Here is a 14,809-nt window from a genome sequence, read left to right on the forward strand (position 1 = left end):
GCTGGGACCAGGGGTCCTTTTTTGTTTTTGCGGTGCGCACCGGGTAGCCGGCTGCGCGAGAATGACTTGCGGTACCGAAGACAGGAGTCACCATGTCCACCAACTCTCCCGACGACCGACCGGAGCGCGACCAGCGGCGACGGGAGGGGGACCGGAGCGACCGTGGCGGTCAGCGCGGGGACCGTGGAGACCGTGGGGGCTTCCGCCGCGACACCAACCGTCGCGACAACGACCGTGGTGGCTTCGGGCGTCGTGAAGGCGACCGAGGCGACCGAGGCGATCGTGCCGACCGCGGTGAGCGCGGTGGCTTCCGGCGTGACGAGCGTCGTGACGACAGCCGTGGTCGTGACGACAACCGTGGTGGCGGCTACGGCCGGCGCGACGACCGGGACCGGGGACCGCGCGGGGACGACCGCGACCGCGGCGGGTTCCGGCGCGACGACCGCGGTGACCGTCCCGCCTTCCGGCGCGACGACCGTGGCGAGCGCCGCGACGACCGGGACCGTGGTGGCTTCCGTCGTGACGACCGTCGTGATGACCGGCGTGACGACAACCGTGGTCGTGACGACAACCGTGGCGGTGGCTACGGGCGGCGCGACGACCGCCGGGGCGAGGTCCGTCGTGGAGACGACCGTGGACCGCGCGGTGGTTTCCGACGGGACGACAGGCGCGATGACCGGCGTGACGAGCGTCGTGACGACAGCCGTGGTCGTGACGACAGCCGTGGTCGTGACGACAACCGTGGTGGCGGCTTCGGCCGGCGCGACGACCGGGACCGGGGACCGCGCAGGGACGACCGCGACCGCGGCGGGTTCCGGCGTGACGACCGCGGTGACCGTCCCGCCTTCCGGCGCGACGACCGTGGCGAGCGCCGCGACGACCGGGACCGTGGTGGCTTCCGTCGTGACGACCGTCGTGACGACAGGCGCGACGACAGGCGCGACGACCGTCGTGACGAGCGCCGTGGGGACGACCGCGGGGAGCGTGGCGGTTTCCGTCGGGACGACGCCGGCCGAGGCGGGCGTGGTGGTGGCTTCCGTCGCGACGACCGTGGTGGGGACCGTGGCGACCGTGGTGGTTTCCGTGGGCGTGACGACCGTGGACCGCGGCGGGACGATCGCGATCGCGGCTTCCGGCGTGAGGGCGGCGACCGTGGTGGTTTCCGTGGGCGCGACGACCGGCGCGACGACCGGCGCGACGACCGGCGTGGCGGCGGCCGGTTCCGTGAGGAGCGGGAGCGGGACAGGGAGCCGATCAAGCGGCTGCCGATCCCCGAGGACGTCACGGGCGAAGAGATCGACAAGGACGTACGGCAGGAACTGCAGAGCCTGCCGAAGACGCTCGCGGACGACGTCGCCAGGAACCTGGTGATGGTCGCGCGGCTCCTCGACGAGGACCCCGAGGGCGCGTACGGCTACTCGCGGGTCGCATTGCGGCTGGCGTCGCGTGTCGCCGCCGTGCGCGAGGCCGCCGGGTTCGCCGCGTACGCCAACCAGAAGTACAACGAGGCGCTGGCCGAGTTCCGGGCCGCCAAGCGGATGACCGGGAACATCGATCTGTGGCCCGTCATGGCCGACTGCGAGCGCGGGCTCGGGCGGCCGGAGAAGGCGCTGGACATGGCCGGCGCCCCCGAGGTGCACAAGCTCGACAAGGCCGGACAGGTCGAGATGCGGCTCGTCGCCGCCGGTGCGCGGCGTGACATGGAGCAGCTGGACGCGGCCATCGTGACGCTGCAGAGCCCCGAGCTGGCCGCCAACTCCGTGCAGCCGTGGACCGCGCGGCTGCGGTACGCGTACGCCGACGCGCTGCTCGCCGCCGGGCGGGAGAGCGAGGCGCGGGAGTGGTTCGCGAAGGCCGTGGAGGCCGACCGCGACGGCAGCACGGACGCGTCGGACCGGCTCGCCGAGCTGGACGGTGTGGAGTTCGTCGACGTCATGACGGATGACGAGAGCGACACCGACGACGTGAGCGACGGCGGGGACTCCTCCGAGGAGGAGAAGAAGGACTGACGTCCGATGGAAGGGGGCGGATCCCACTGGGGATCCGCCCCCTTCTTTGCGTTCAGAGGTCCAGCGTGCGCAGCACCAGGCCCGAGGCCGGCTTCGGGCCGAACGACGTCGACTTGCGCGGCATCGTCACGCCCTGGCGGGCCAGGTCGCGGACGACCTCCTCGCGGACCGGGTGCATCAGGACGGCCGTACCGCCGTCGCGTTCCGCCTTGGCGACCGTGGCGGCCGTGTCGTGGATGTAGGCGATGTGGGCGGGGGAGTCCTCGGGGATGTGCCAGACATGCTCGAGGAGCGTGGCGTGCAGGACCGTCGCGTCGAGGGTGCGCCAGGCCGCGGGGCGGTCGGCGGGGATCGTACGGGCCAGCAGATCCGGGTCCGGGCGGTCGACGAGATGGAAGGAGCCGTCGCCGGCCAGCAGGAACGCGTTGCCCTCGCAGGCCGCGTCCGCCAGCGCCTCCAGGGCCTCGGGCAGGGGGGCCACCAGGCGGCGTACCCGGAACAGACCGTGCAGGGCCGCCACGGCCCGGTCGACCGGCAGGTCGTGGAGGAGACGGTGGATGGCGCGGACCCGGAGGGGGTAGCGGGCCGTGTCGACCAGGAGGACCAGGCCGTGGTCCCACGGGCTGGGGGAGGGGTGTTCCGTGCGGAGCCTGCGGTAGGTCGCCCAGCGGTGGTGGCCGTCGGCGATGAGGGCCTGATGACGGGCCAGGTCGGTCTGGATCGCGGCCAGGTCGGCGGGCTCGGTCACGGACCACAGGCGGTGGCTGAAACCGTCCTCCGTGGTGGTGGAGAGCAGGGGAGGCCGGTCGGCGGTGCGCTCGATCAGATCCGCCGTGGTGGTCGTCGGGCCGTCGCCGCGGTACGTCAGCAGGAGGGGCTCGAGGTTCGCGGAAGTGGCCCGCATCAGGGCCGCGCGGTCGGCGACGACGTGCGGCATGACGTCCTCGTGCGGCAGCACCACTTGCTCGGCGGGGTCCGACACGCGCAGGGCGCCGATGATGCCGCGTTGCAGCATGCCGTCGCCGTCCCGCTGCTCGTAGATGTACAGGCCGGGTTCCGGATCGGCGGCCAGGACGCCCTCGGAGAGCCAGCGGTGCAGGGTCTCGGCGGCCTGCTCGTTGCGGGCGCTGGGCGTGGCGGCCTGGGGCAGGATCAGGCGCACGATGTTGTGCGGGTCGGAGGACTCGAGGTGGTGAAGACCGTCGGGACGCACCACGACGTCGTACGGCGGAGATGTCACGGCGGCAAGGCTGCCGACCCGGTCGGGGTCGTAACGAAGGCCTCGGAACGGGGTGAGTTCCAGGCCTCGGTGCTCCGTTGCCTCCGAGTGACCTGCTGTGTTCATCCCGGCATCGTACGGGTGTCAGTGGCATGGGGGATGATCGGGGGAAAAGCCGTCGAACGAGGAGCGATGCGGGATGAGCCGGAGCGTCAGGACGAGGCCCGAGGGCAGTGGGCAGGCCCTGAGCGAGGCGTACGACACGGCGCTGCTCGATCTGGACGGGGTCGTGTACGCGGGCGGGAGTGCGATCGCCTACGCCGTCGAGTCGCTGGCCGAGGCGCGGGCGGGCGGGATGCGGCTCGCGTACGTCACGAACAACGCGCTGCGGACTCCGGACACCGTGGCCGCGCATCTGACCGAGCTGGGGATACCGACGGGCGCGGACGACGTCATCACCTCTGCGCAGGCGGTCGCGCGGCTGATCAGTGAGCAGGTGCCGCAGGGCGCCCGGGTGCTGGTGATCGGCGGAGAAGGGCTGCGGGTGGCGCTGCGCGAGCGCGGGCTCGTGCCCGTCGAGTCGGCGGACGACGATCCGGCGGCGGTGGTGCAGGGGTTCGGCGGGCCCGACCTGCCGTGGGGCCGGTTCGCGGAGGCCGGTTACGCGGTCGCGCGCGGTGTGCCGTGGTTCGCTTCCAACACCGACCTGACGATTCCGAGCGGGCGCGGGATCGCCCCGGGCAACGGTGCCGCGGTGGAGGTCGTCCGGATCGCCACGGGCGCCGAGCCGCAGGTCGCGGGGAAGCCGCTGCCCCCGATGCACCGGGAGACCATCCTGCGGACCGGGGCGGAGCGGCCGCTCGTGGTGGGGGACCGGCTGGACACGGACATCGAGGGCGCGTTCAACGGGGACGTCGACTCGTTGCTCGTCCTGACCGGGGTCACCGACGGCGCGCAGCTGCTGGCCGCGCCGCCGCAGCATCGGCCGACGTTTGTGGACGCCGATCTGCGGGGGATGCTCAGCGGCCAGCCGGACGTCGAGTCCGCGGGCGACGGCGGATTCCGGTGCGGAGGCTGGACGGCGAGGGCCGGCGCGGAGGTGCTGGAGCTCGACGGGGACGGCGAGGCGCTGGACGGGCTGCGCGCGCTGTGTGCGGTGGCGTGGACGGCCGCCGGTGAGGGTGTGTGCGAGCTGGACGGGGGGAAGGCGCTGGCAAAGCTGGGCCTCTGAGCACCGGTTGGGAAGCGCGGTGCGAGGGCACGCTACGGCTGTGCGTGGGTCCGAGGACCGCGGCCGGGATCCGGAATCGTGATCGAATGGCAGGGTAGGCTAACCTAACCTGCGTGTTGGTCGAGAGTCCCCCGGAACAGCGCGCGGAGACCGCCCCCGCGCCCCCGACTCGACGGGTGGTACGAGCCTTTGGGCTGGTCCCGGCCGTCGCGATCCTGGTGCTCGTCGCGCTGGCGAGTATCGCGATCGGAGCGAAAGAGCTGTCCCTCGGACAGGTCTGGCACGGTCTGTTCCAGGACTCGGGGACGTACGGCGACGTCGTCGTCGCCGAGCGGATGTCACGGACCGTGCTGGGGCTGCTCGCCGGGGCCGCCCTCGGTCTGGCGGGCGCGGTTCTGCAGGCGCTCACGCGCAACCCGCTCGCCGACCCCGGACTGCTCGGCATCAACGCCGGGGCGTCCGCCGCGGTCGTCACGGCGATCACGTTTCTCGGGGTCACCTCCCTCAGTGGGTATGTCTGGTTCGCGTTCTTCGGCGCGGCCGCGGTAGGGGCGCTGGTCTGGTTCCTCGGCGGCAGCCGGGGCGCGACACCGGTGCGGCTCGCGCTCGCCGGTACGGCGATCAGCGCCGCGCTCTACGGCTACCTCCAGGCCGTGATGATCATGGACGACGCGGCGCTCGGCAAGATGCGCTTCTGGACGGTCGGTTCGCTGTCCGCGGCGACCGACTCGACCATCAGTCAGGTCCTGCCGTTCCTGCTGGCCGGTACGGTCCTGGCGCTGGCCCTGGCCCGGCCGCTCAACGCCATGGCCATGGGCGACGACACCGCCAAGGCGCTCGGCGCCAACCTGAACCGGACCCGGGCGCTGTCCATGCTGGCCGCGACCGTGCTGTGCGGGGCCGCGACCGCCGCCTGCGGGCCGATCGTGTTCGTCGGGCTGATGGTGCCGCACGTGGTGCGTTCCTTCACCGGGCCCGACCTGCGCTGGATCCTGCCGTACGCGGCGATCCTGTCGCCCGTGCTGCTGCTCGGCGCCGATGTCATCGGCCGGATCGTGGCCCGGCCGGCGGAACTCCAGGTGGGCATCGTGACCGCGATCCTCGGCGGACCGGTGTTCATCTATCTCGTACGACGGCGGAGGACGGCGCAGCTGTGAAGACCACCAACCGTGCTGTGAGGTCCCCCGGCGGGCTCTCGATACGCCTGGACGTGCGGGCCTTCGTCGTCGTGCTCCTGCTGCTGGCCGCGGCGCTCACGGCGAGTGTCGTGCTCATCGGCACCGGCGACTTCCCGATCCCGGCCGCCGATGTGCTGCGGACGCTGTTCGGCCAGGGCAACGAGGGCCAGGAGTTCATCGTCAACGAGCTGCGGCTGCCGCGGGTCCTGGTCGGACTGCTGGTCGGCGCCTCGCTCGGACTCGGCGGCGCGCTGTTCCAGTCCATCTCCCGCAATCCGCTGGGCAGTCCGGACGTACTCGGCCTCGGACAGGGAGCGACGGCCGGCGCGCTCACGATGATCGTGCTGTTCTCCGGCGACGCCAACCAGATCGCCCTGGGCGCGCTCGTGGGCGGCCTGGTGACCGGGCTCGCGATCTATGTGCTCGCCTGGAAGCGGGGCGTGCACGGCTACCGGCTGGTGCTGGTCGGCATCGGCGTCTCCGCGATCGTCACGGCGGTCAACGGCTATCTGCTCACCAAGTCCGACATCGTGGACGCGGCCCGCGCGGTCGTGTGGATGACCGGATCGCTCGACGGCCGTGACTGGGACCAGGTGTGGCCGCTGCTCGGGCTGTGCGCCGTGCTCGTGCCGCTCGCCCTCTGCAACGCGCGCGGGCTGCGGATGATGGAGATGGGCGACGACGTGTCGTACGCCCTCGGGGTCCGGGTGGAGCGGGTGCGGCTGCTGCTGATGGTGGCGGCCGTGCTGCTCACCGCGTCCGCGACCGCCGCCGCAGGTCCCGTCAGCTTCGTCGCGCTCACCGCGCCGCAGCTGGCCCGGCGTCTGACCTGTTCGCCCGGCCCGAACCTGCTGCCCTCCCTGTGCATGGGCGCGGCCCTGCTGGTCACCGCCGACTGGCTCTCGCAGCGGGCGTTCGGCGCCGAGCAGCTGCCCGTGGGCGTGGTCACCGGCGTGCTCGGCGGTGTCTACCTGCTGTGGCTGCTGGTCACCGAACGCAGGGCGGGCCGGATATGAGCAAGAACCAAAGGAGCACTGTGAACCGTCTGTCCGCCGAGAACGTCACCCTCGCCTACGACCAGCGGGTGATCGCCGAGCAGCTGTCGGTGGAGATACCCGACAACTCCTTCACCGTGATCGTCGGCCCCAACGCATGCGGCAAGTCGACGCTCCTGCGGGCCCTGTCGCGGATGCTCAAGCCCAGCGAGGGCCGGGTGCTGCTCGACGGTCAGGTCATCCAGTCGATGCCCGCGAAGAAGGTCGCCCGGACCCTCGGTCTGCTGCCCCAGTCGTCCATCGCGCCCGACGGCATCACCGTCGGCGACCTGGTGGGCCGGGGCCGCTACCCGCACCAGGGCATCCTGCGCCAGTGGTCGACCGACGACGAGCGCGTCGTCCAGGAGTCCATGCGGCAGACGGGCGTCGCCGAACTCGCCGAGCGGTATGTCGACGAACTCTCGGGCGGTCAGCGCCAGCGCGTGTGGATCGCCATGGCGCTCGCCCAGCAGACCCCGCTGCTGCTGCTCGACGAGCCGACGACGTACCTGGACATCCAGCATCAGATCGACGTACTGGACCTGTGCGCGGAGCTGCACGAGGAGCAGGGGCGCACGCTCGTCGCCGTGCTGCACGACCTGAACCACGCCGCCCGCTACGCCACGCACCTCATCGCCCTGCGCGAGGGGAGGGTCATCGCCGAGGGCGCGCCGAGGGACATCGTCACGGCCGAGCTGGTCGAGGAGGTCTTCGGGCTGCGCTGCCAGGTCATCGACGACCCGGAGACGGGGACGCCGCTGGTGGTGCCGGCGGCGCGGCGGGCACGCGCCGAGGCTGCGGCCGGGGCCGAGAAGGTGGCCGCTACAGAAGCTTCCTGAGCTGGAGCAGGTCCCGCACGCCCGCGTGCAGCTTCACCCGGCCCGAGCCCCAGGCCTTGGCGAAGCTCAGCTCGCCGTCGACCAGGGCCACCAGGTCGTCGCCGGCCATGGCGAGTCTGATCTCGGCCTTGGCGGGCGGCGGTCCCTGCACGGTCTCGTGCACCTGGATCCGCCCGCCGCGCATGCGGCCGACGAAGGTGACGTCCAGGTCCGTGATGTGGCAGCTCACCGAACGGTCCAGGGACGCGGCGTCGCGGACGTCCCCTTCGGCGCGCTGCATGTTGTCCGAGAGCTTGTCGAGTGCGCTGCGGCACTCCTCGATCGTGGCCATCGCCGACGACGGTACCGCAGCGGTTCGCGGTAGCGTCGGGGCATGGACGACGCAGTTCCCGAAGCGACGCCGGTGCGGGAAGAGAACGGGCCCGAGCACGACCCCGCCGCCCCCGCGCCCCTGAACGTGCCCCGCACCCCCACGGGCGTGGCCGACGTGGACGCGTCCCTGGACCGGCTGGGCGACGCCGACCACCTCGCCACCGACGGACACATCGAGGTGTACGAGGATGTACACCGGGGGCTGCGCGACGCGCTCACCGCGCTCGACGCACGCCCGGGACCTCCGGCGCCCCCGTCGCAGCACCAGCACGGACCTAGGAGCTGAACCGAACGTGGCAGGAGTCGCACGCCGCCGTCTCGACGCGGAGCTGGTCCGCCGGAAGCTCGCGCGCTCGCGTGAGCATGCCGGCCAGCTGATCGCCGCAGGGCGCGTCTCCGTCGGCAAGACCGTCGCGACCAAGTCCGCCACGCAGGTGGAGACGGCGGCCGCGATCGTGGTGGCCCAGGACGACGGCGATCCCGACTACGTGTCCCGGGGCGGCCACAAGCTCGCCGGCGCGCTGGCGGCGTTCGTGCCGCAGGGGCTGGACGTCGAGGGGCGCAGGGCGCTCGACGCGGGCGCGTCCACCGGCGGATTCACCGACGTTCTGCTGAGGTCGGGCGCCGCCCATGTCGTCGCCGTGGACGTCGGATACGGACAACTCGCATGGGCCCTCCAGAACGATGAACGCGTCACCGTCAAGGACCGTACGAACGTACGCGAGTTGACGCTTGAAGTGATCGATGGGGAGCCTGTGGATCTTGTCGTGGGGGATCTGTCCTTCATCCCGCTCGGGCTGGTCCTGCCCGCCCTGGTGCGGTGCGTGAAACCGGACGCCGATCTGGTGATGATGGTCAAGCCGCAGTTCGAGGTGGGCAAGGAGCGCCTCGGCAGCGGGGGAGTCGTGCGCAGCGTCCAGCTGCGGGCCGAAGCGGTACGGGGGGTGGCCGAGAAGGCCTGGGGACTGGGGCTCGGGGTGAAGGGCGTGACGGCCAGTCCGCTGCCCGGGCCGTCGGGGAATGTCGAATACTTTCTGTGGCTGCGGGCCGGGGCACCGGAACTGGACCCGGCCGATGTCGACCGTGCAGTGGCGGAGGGGCCGCGTTGACCGAGAACCGAGCTCGTACTGTTTTCCTGCTCGCCCACACGGGGCGGCCCGCCGCCGTGCGCAGCGCCGAGCTCGTGGTGAAGGGGCTGCTGCGCTCCGGCCTCGGCGTGCGCGTCCTGGAGGCCGAGGCGCGTGACCTGCCGTTGCCGGAGGAAGTGGAGCTGGTCAAGGAAGCCACTCCGCAGTGCCTCGACGGGTGCGAGCTGCTCATAGTGCTGGGCGGCGACGGCACGCTGCTGCGCGGCGCCGAGTTCGCGCGGGCGTCGGGCGTGCCGATGCTCGGCGTCAACCTCGGACGGGTCGGGTTCCTCGCGGAGGCCGAGCGGGACGACCTCGACAAGGTCGTCGACCGGGTGGTGACCAAGGCGTACGAGGTCGAGGAGCGGATGACCGTCGACGTCGTGGTGCACCGCAACGGCGACATCGTGCACACGGACTGGGCGCTGAACGAGGCGGCCGTGCAGAAGGTGTCCGCCGAGCGGATGCTGGAGATCGTCCTCGAGATCGACGGGCGGCCCGTCACGGGGTTCGGCTGCGACGGGATCGTGTGCGCGACGCCCACGGGGTCGACCGCCTACGCGTTCTCGGCGGGCGGGCCGGTGGTGTGGCCGGAGGTCGAGGCGCTGCTGATGGTGCCGATCAGCGCGCACGCGTTGTTCGCGAAGCCGTTGGTGACATCGCCGGATTCTGTGTTGGCTGTGGAGGTTCTGCCACACATTCCGCCGGGTGTGCTGTGGTGCGACGGGCGGCGGACCGTGGAGTTGCCCGCCGGTGCGCGGGTGGAGGTGCGGCGGGGGGCCGTGCCGGTTCGGCTGGCCCGGCTGCACCACGCGTCCTTCACGGACCGGCTGGTGGCCAAGTTCGCGCTGCCTGTCAGCGGGTGGCGGGGGGCGCCGCACTAGCGGAACAAGAGCTACCACTCGCGTGGGTGACAGGAGTGGGCCAGTCGCAATCCTTGGCTCGGACCTCGTAAGGTCGTGTCCGTGTTGGAGGAGATGCGGATACGGTCGCTGGGTGTGATCGACGATGCCGTGGTCGAGCTGTCGCCCGGGTTCACCGCTGTCACCGGTGAGACGGGTGCGGGCAAGACCATGGTGGTCACCAGCCTGGGGTTGCTGCTGGGCGGGCGCGCGGACCCGGCGCTCGTGCGGATCGGGGCCGGGAAGGCGGTCGTGGAGGGGCGGATCACCGTCCCGGACGACGCCACGGCCGCGGTACGCGCCGAGGAGGCCGGGGCCGAGCTCGACGACGGTGCCCTGCTGATCAGCCGTACCGTTTCCGCCGAGGGGCGCTCGCGAGCGCACCTGGGCGGGCGCAGCGTGCCCGTGGGGGTGCTCGCCGAGCTCGCCGACGAGCTGGTGGCCGTGCACGGGCAGACCGACCAGCAGGGGCTGCTCAAGCTGTCCCGGCAGCGGCAGGCGCTCGACCGGTACGCGGGCGACGCCGTCGCCGTGCCGCTGGCCAAGTACGGCGAGGCGTACAAGCGGCTGCGGGCCGCCTCCGTCGAGCTCGACGAGATCACCACACGCGCGCGGGAACGGGCCCAGGAGGCCGACATGCTGCGCTACGGGCTCGACGAGGTCGCCGCCGTCGAGCCCCGGGCCGGTGAGGACGTGGAACTGGCCGAGGAGGCTGAACGGCTGGGACACGCCGAGGCGCTGGCCGCCGCCGCGGCGGCCGCCCACGCGGCGCTCGCGGGCAATCCGGAGGACCCCGAGGGCGTCGACGCCGGCACGCTCGTCGCGGGCGGCCAGCGGGCCCTGGACGCCGTACGGTCGTACGACCCGGCGCTGGCCGCGCTCGCCGACCGCATCGGGGAGATCGGGATCCTGCTGCGGGACGCGGCGGGGGACCTGGCCGGGTACGCCGACGATCTGGACGCCGATCCGCTGCGGCTGTCGGCCGTCGAGGAGCGGCGGGCCGCGCTCACCGGGCTGACCCGGAAGTACGGCGAGGACATCGCGACCGTGCTGGCCTGGGCCGAGACGAGTGCCGCCCGGCTGACCGAACTCGACGGCGACGACGAGCGGATCGGGGAGCTGACCGCCGAGCGGGACGCGCTGCGGTCCGAACTGGGCGGGCTCGCACAGGCGTTGACGGACGCGCGGACGGAGGCCGCCGAGCGGTTCGCCGCCGCCGTGACCGCCGAGCTGGCCTCGCTCGCCATGCCGCACGCGCGCGTGTCCTTCGACATCCGCCAGACCGAGGACCCCGAGGGCGTCGAAGTCGGCGGACGTGCGGTCGCGTACGGGCCCGCGGGTGCCGACGAGGTCGAGCTGCTGCTGGCCCCGCACCCGGGCGCGCCGCCGCGGCCGATCGCCAAGGGGGCGTCCGGTGGTGAGCTGTCGCGCGTGATGCTGGCCGTGGAGGTCGTGTTCGCGGGGACGGATCCCGTGCCGACGTATCTCTTCGACGAGGTCGACGCCGGTGTCGGCGGCAAGGCGGCGGTCGAGATCGGCCGGCGGCTCGCCCGTCTGGCCAAGACCGCGCAGGTCGTGGTCGTGACCCATCTCCCGCAGGTGGCGGCCTTCGCCGACCGGCAGTTGCTGGTCGAGAAGACCAACGACGGTTCGGTCACCCGTTCCGGTGTGAAGGTGCTGGAGGGGGAGGACCGGGTCAGGGAACTGTCCCGCATGCTCGCCGGCCAGGAGGACTCCGAGACGGCCCGGGCGCATGCGGAGGAGCTGCTGGCGACGGCTCGGGCGGACAGGTAGCGGGAGGGCGCACTGGCGTTCGGTCGCAGGGTCGGGCAGGCGTGCCCCATCTTCACTCGTGTGGGTGACCCGGCCCGGCGCATTCCTCCCGATGCCGCGCCCCACTGTCGCGCCGCCGGGGTTCCGGCGTTCCCGGAACCCCCCTATGTCCTGGCATCCTTGGCGGAGTACGCGTAGGAAACCGCGCGGTGCGTTCCCCGCGCTCGTTCGTTCTGTACGTTCGTCGTGACCGCCCGACCCGAACCAGGAGCCCGGCCCCACGTGACCCCCGTGAGCAGCCACTCACCGCCTGGCCAGTCGCCGCTGCGCACCGTGCAGGTGCTCGGCGGAGGCAATGCCGCCAGCAGTGCGCATGTGCGTTCACTGGCCGCGGGGCTCGTCGCGAGGGGCGTGAAAGTCACGGTGTGCGCCCCCTATGAGGCGGATCGCGCCTATGACTTCAGCGGTGTCGGGGCCGATCATGTGCACGTGCCGCGCAGCAGTGACCCGGTGTCGGTGGCGGCCCTGCGGGCGGCCTGTGCCAACGCCGATCTGGTGCACGCGCACGGGCTGCACGCCTCGTTCCGTGCGGTCCTCGCGCTCAGCGGGCGGCGCGTGGGTACCCCGCTGGTCGTGACGTGGCACGACCGGGCGCACGTCGACGGTGCGCGTGCCCATCTGCTGCGGGTGCTGGAGCGGCGGGTCGCGAAGGCGGCCAGCGTCGTGCTGGGGACGACGTCGTCGCTCGTGGACCGGGCGCGGTGGACGGGCGCCCGGGACGCGCGGCTCGCGGCCGTCGCGCTGCCCGGCCCCCGCAGGCCCGTGGAGCCCGACGATCCCGACGGGCTGCGCCCCAAGGTGCGGGCCGAACTCGGCGCCATCGGGCGGCCGTTGCTGATGGCTGTCGGCTCCCTGGAGCGGCATCGTGGGTACGACGTGCTGCTGGACGCCGCGCGCGCGTGGCGCCGGCTCGACCCCGTCCCCTTGGTCGTGATCGCCGGGGAAGGGCCGCTGCGCGGCGAGCTCCAGGAGCGGATCGAGGGCGAGGGGCTGCCCGTCCGGCTCATCGGGCGGCGCGACGACATCACCGACCTGCTCGCCGCCGCCGACCTCGCCCTGCTGCCGAGCCGGTGGGAGGAGGCACGCTCGGTCCTCGCCCAGGAGGCCCTCCACGCGCGCGTGCCGCTCGTCGCGACCGACGTCGGCGGCATCCCCGAACTCGTCGGCGACGCGGCCGAAGTCGTCCCGCACGGCAACGCGGAGGCGCTCGCCGACTCCGTCGTGCGCCTGCTCGGCGACCCGGAGCGCCGGGAGTCGCTGCGGGAGAAGGGCGCCCGGCAGGCCGCCACCTGGCCGAGCGAGGACGAGACCGTCGCCCAAGTGCTCAGCGTGTACGACGAGTTGACCCAGCCCCGGCCCCTCACCTGAGGAACCACCTCACCTGAGGATCTAGGAGACGTGCCGGCGGGCCCGCAGTGCCAGGCTCAGGGCCAGTACCGTCTGCGGGTCGTCGAGGTCCGTTCCCAGCAACTCCCCGATGCGTGCCAGGCGGTTGTAGAGGGTCTGCCGGTTGAGGTGGAGCTCCCGGGCGGTCTCCGCCTTGCGTCCCGCGTGGGCGAGGTACGTCGCCAGGGTGGGCAGCAGCGGCGGCCGGGAGCGGCGGTCGTGCTCCAGGAGCGGGCCGAGGGCCCGGTCGACGAAGGCGGCCAGATCGGGATGGTCGCGCAGTCGCCACAGCAGCAGGTCGATGTCCAGCCGGCGGGCGTCGTACCAGGGCCGGTCCGGCAGGCCCTGGGCGGCGGTCGCCGTCTCCGCCGCGTGTCGCAGGCCCGACGCCGCCGCCGTCCAGCCGCCGGCCACCCCCACGACCACCACCGGCGGCTGCCCGCCCGGCCGCAGCATCCCGGCCCGCTCCACCCCGGCCCGCAGCGCCGCCGCGACCCGGTCCGCGACCGTCGCCCGTTCCGACTCCGCACGCAGCCCGAGCAGCACCGGCACCCGGCCCTCCACCGGCCGCACCCCGAGCAGCACCGGCACGCCCACCGACGCCAGCTCCTCGGCGACCGCCCGGGCCAGCACGGCCCAGCCTCCCCCGGGGGACAGGGCGTCCCCGAGGAGCCGCATGACCACCGGCAGCAGCGGGCCCTCGCCCGGTCTGAAGCCCAGTACGCGCGCCTGCGCCGGGGCGTCCTCCGCCGTGACCCGGCCCTCGGCGAGGTCCGTGAGGAAGTCGCCGCGTCCGCGCGCCGCCAGTTCCTCCTCCTGCCGTGCCTGCATCAGCACCACGGCCAGGATGCCCGCGGCCCGCTCTGCCGCCATCCGGTGCACGGGCGCCAGAGGGGTCCGCACGGGCAGCAGGACGAGACGCGCGCGGACGCCACCGCTGCCGGGCCCGCCGCCCGGTACGTCCACCAGGACCGAGCCCGGAAGCGGCGGCTCGTCCTTGTGCTGGCCGCGCAGCCCCTCCCACACCTGGAGCGGGTCCGCGCCCTCGGGACCGGCCCCGGCGGCGTACAGCAACTGCCCGTCCGCCGTCTCCAGGAAGACGGGATTGCCGCCGAAGTCCGCCAGAATGCCCAGCACCTGGGGCACACCGCCGCCGCCCAGCACGGCCTCGGTACACCGCCGGTGCACCTCCTCGGCCCGCTGGAGCAGCGCGTAGTGGCCGTTGACGATCTCGGTGTGGACCTCCTCCGTGACCGTGACGAACGGCACCTCGCGGTGCAGCTGGACCAGCGGCAGCCCGGCCGAGCGGGCCGTGTCGACCAAGGCGGCGGGCAGCCGTGAGAAGCGCGGACCGAGCTCCACCACCAGGGCCGCGATACCGCGCTCGGCCAGCGTGCGCACGAACGCCCGCTGTTCGGCCGGACGGGTGCCGAGGCCGTAGCCCGTGGTCAGCAGCAGTTCGCCGCCCTTGAGCAGCGAGGCGATGTGCGGCACCTCACCGGCGTGCACCCAGCGCACGGACCGCCCGAGCCGGTCGGCGCCCGCCAGCACCTCGGGCAGCCCGCTGCGCAGCCCCGGCAGCTCCAGCGCCCGCTGCACGGTGATCCCGGCGCCCTGCGTGTCGTGACCACTGTCCGTCCCGCTGTCCATGTGCCGGACGCTACCCGCGCGGGTGCCTG

The 14,809-nt window shown here is 73.1% G+C and carries 14 protein-coding genes; 11 read left to right on the top strand and 3 right to left on the bottom strand.

Features of this window, described 5'->3' with window-relative positions; translation table 11 throughout:
* Nucleotides 1-162 precede the first annotated feature (162 nt).
* On the top strand, nt 163-1,371 hold the full coding sequence (locus ACFT4A_RS21825) for a hypothetical protein (RefSeq protein WP_382832749.1): 1,209 nt from the start codon (nt 163-165) through the stop codon (nt 1,369-1,371).
* Nucleotides 1,263-2,009, top strand: coding sequence for a hypothetical protein (locus ACFT4A_RS21830; protein WP_382832738.1), 747 nt, complete (start codon nt 1,263-1,265; stop codon nt 2,007-2,009). Before ACFT4A_RS21825 ends, ACFT4A_RS21830 begins: the two co-directional genes overlap by 109 nt.
* 52 nt (nt 2,010-2,061) lie before the next feature.
* Here ACFT4A_RS21830 and ACFT4A_RS21835 read toward each other — a convergent pair whose 3' ends face one another.
* The gene (locus ACFT4A_RS21835; protein WP_382832538.1) at nt 2,062-3,354 is read right to left on the bottom strand and encodes a DUF1015 family protein; all 1,293 of its coding nucleotides are present in this window, start codon (nt 3,352-3,354) and stop codon (nt 2,062-2,064) included.
* 73 nt (nt 3,355-3,427) lie between these two features.
* Between ACFT4A_RS21835 and ACFT4A_RS21840 the strand changes: the two genes are divergently transcribed.
* From ACFT4A_RS21840 to ACFT4A_RS21855, 4 genes are all read left to right on the top strand, one after another.
* The gene (locus tag ACFT4A_RS21840; RefSeq protein ID WP_382832540.1) at nt 3,428-4,459 is read left to right on the top strand and encodes an HAD hydrolase-like protein; all 1,032 of its coding nucleotides are present in this window, start codon (nt 3,428-3,430) and stop codon (nt 4,457-4,459) included.
* A 113-nt stretch (nt 4,460-4,572) separates the two neighbouring features.
* On the top strand, nt 4,573-5,616 hold the full coding sequence (locus ACFT4A_RS21845) for a FecCD family ABC transporter permease (RefSeq protein WP_382832541.1): 1,044 nt from the start codon (nt 4,573-4,575) through the stop codon (nt 5,614-5,616).
* The gene (locus ACFT4A_RS21850; protein WP_382832543.1) at nt 5,613-6,653 is read left to right on the top strand and encodes a FecCD family ABC transporter permease; all 1,041 of its coding nucleotides are present in this window, start codon (nt 5,613-5,615) and stop codon (nt 6,651-6,653) included. Before ACFT4A_RS21845 ends, ACFT4A_RS21850 begins: the two co-directional genes overlap by 4 nt.
* A complete protein-coding gene (locus ACFT4A_RS21855; RefSeq protein ID WP_382832545.1) occupies nt 6,650-7,510 on the top strand; it encodes an ABC transporter ATP-binding protein in 861 nt (286 codons plus the stop codon). Before ACFT4A_RS21850 ends, ACFT4A_RS21855 begins: the two co-directional genes overlap by 4 nt.
* Here ACFT4A_RS21855 and ACFT4A_RS21860 read toward each other — a convergent pair.
* Entirely contained in the window at nt 7,494-7,841 is a 348-nt protein-coding gene (locus tag ACFT4A_RS21860; protein ID WP_382832547.1) for a sterol-binding protein, read from the bottom strand. The genes ACFT4A_RS21855 and ACFT4A_RS21860 overlap by 17 nt on opposite strands.
* A gap of 42 nt (nt 7,842-7,883) precedes the next feature.
* Between ACFT4A_RS21860 and ACFT4A_RS21865 the strand changes: the two genes are divergently transcribed.
* The 5 genes from ACFT4A_RS21865 to ACFT4A_RS21885 all read left to right on the top strand — a co-directional run bounded on the left by ACFT4A_RS21865 (nt 7,884) and on the right by ACFT4A_RS21885 (nt 13,112).
* Entirely contained in the window at nt 7,884-8,168 is a 285-nt protein-coding gene (locus ACFT4A_RS21865; RefSeq protein WP_382832549.1) for a hypothetical protein, read from the top strand.
* Between the two features lie 7 nt (nt 8,169-8,175).
* Nucleotides 8,176-8,991 carry a TlyA family RNA methyltransferase gene (locus ACFT4A_RS21870; RefSeq protein ID WP_382832550.1) on the top strand — a complete coding sequence of 272 codons (816 nt, stop codon included), beginning with the start codon at nt 8,176-8,178 and terminating at the stop codon, nt 8,989-8,991.
* Entirely contained in the window at nt 8,988-9,893 is a 906-nt protein-coding gene (locus ACFT4A_RS21875; protein WP_215122364.1) for an NAD kinase, read from the top strand. The genes ACFT4A_RS21870 and ACFT4A_RS21875 overlap by 4 nt, the downstream gene beginning before the upstream one ends.
* 93 nt (nt 9,894-9,986) lie before the next feature.
* Nucleotides 9,987-11,705: a DNA repair protein RecN gene (gene recN / locus ACFT4A_RS21880; RefSeq protein WP_382832551.1), complete on the top strand. Its 1,719-nt coding sequence runs from the start codon at nt 9,987-9,989 to the stop codon at nt 11,703-11,705.
* Between the two features lie 261 nt (nt 11,706-11,966).
* The gene (locus tag ACFT4A_RS21885) at nt 11,967-13,112 is read left to right on the top strand and encodes a glycosyltransferase family 4 protein (protein ID WP_382832553.1); all 1,146 of its coding nucleotides are present in this window, start codon (nt 11,967-11,969) and stop codon (nt 13,110-13,112) included.
* A 21-nt stretch (nt 13,113-13,133) separates the two neighbouring features.
* Here ACFT4A_RS21885 and ACFT4A_RS21890 read toward each other — a convergent pair whose 3' ends face one another.
* Nucleotides 13,134-14,780, bottom strand: a complete 1,647-nt coding sequence (locus ACFT4A_RS21890) for a PucR family transcriptional regulator (RefSeq protein ID WP_382832555.1) — start codon at nt 14,778-14,780, stop codon at nt 13,134-13,136.
* Between the last annotated feature and the right edge of the window lie 29 nt (nt 14,781-14,809).

It is taken from the genome of Streptomyces sp. NPDC057099 (assembly GCF_042671245.1).
Classification (GTDB): domain Bacteria; phylum Actinomycetota; class Actinomycetes; order Streptomycetales; family Streptomycetaceae; genus Streptomyces; species Streptomyces purpurascens.

Excerpts from the sequence above, each read along its gene's own strand:
- ACFT4A_RS21835 (WP_382832538.1), bottom strand. The coding sequence starts at position 3,354 with ATGAACACAGCAGGTCACTCGGAGGCAACGGAGCACCGAGGCCTGGAA.
- ACFT4A_RS21840 (WP_382832540.1), top strand. The coding sequence starts at position 3,428 with ATGAGCCGGAGCGTCAGGACGAGGCCCGAGGGCAGTGGGCAGGCCCTG.
- ACFT4A_RS21855 (WP_382832545.1), top strand. The coding sequence starts at position 6,650 with ATGAGCAAGAACCAAAGGAGCACTGTGAACCGTCTGTCCGCCGAGAAC.
- ACFT4A_RS21860 (WP_382832547.1), bottom strand. The coding sequence starts at position 7,841 with ATGGCCACGATCGAGGAGTGCCGCAGCGCACTCGACAAGCTCTCGGAC.
- ACFT4A_RS21865 (WP_382832549.1), top strand. The coding sequence starts at position 7,884 with ATGGACGACGCAGTTCCCGAAGCGACGCCGGTGCGGGAAGAGAACGGG.
- recN (WP_382832551.1), top strand. The coding sequence starts at position 9,987 with ATGCGGATACGGTCGCTGGGTGTGATCGACGATGCCGTGGTCGAGCTG.
- ACFT4A_RS21890 (WP_382832555.1), bottom strand. The coding sequence starts at position 14,780 with ATGGACAGCGGGACGGACAGTGGTCACGACACGCAGGGCGCCGGGATC.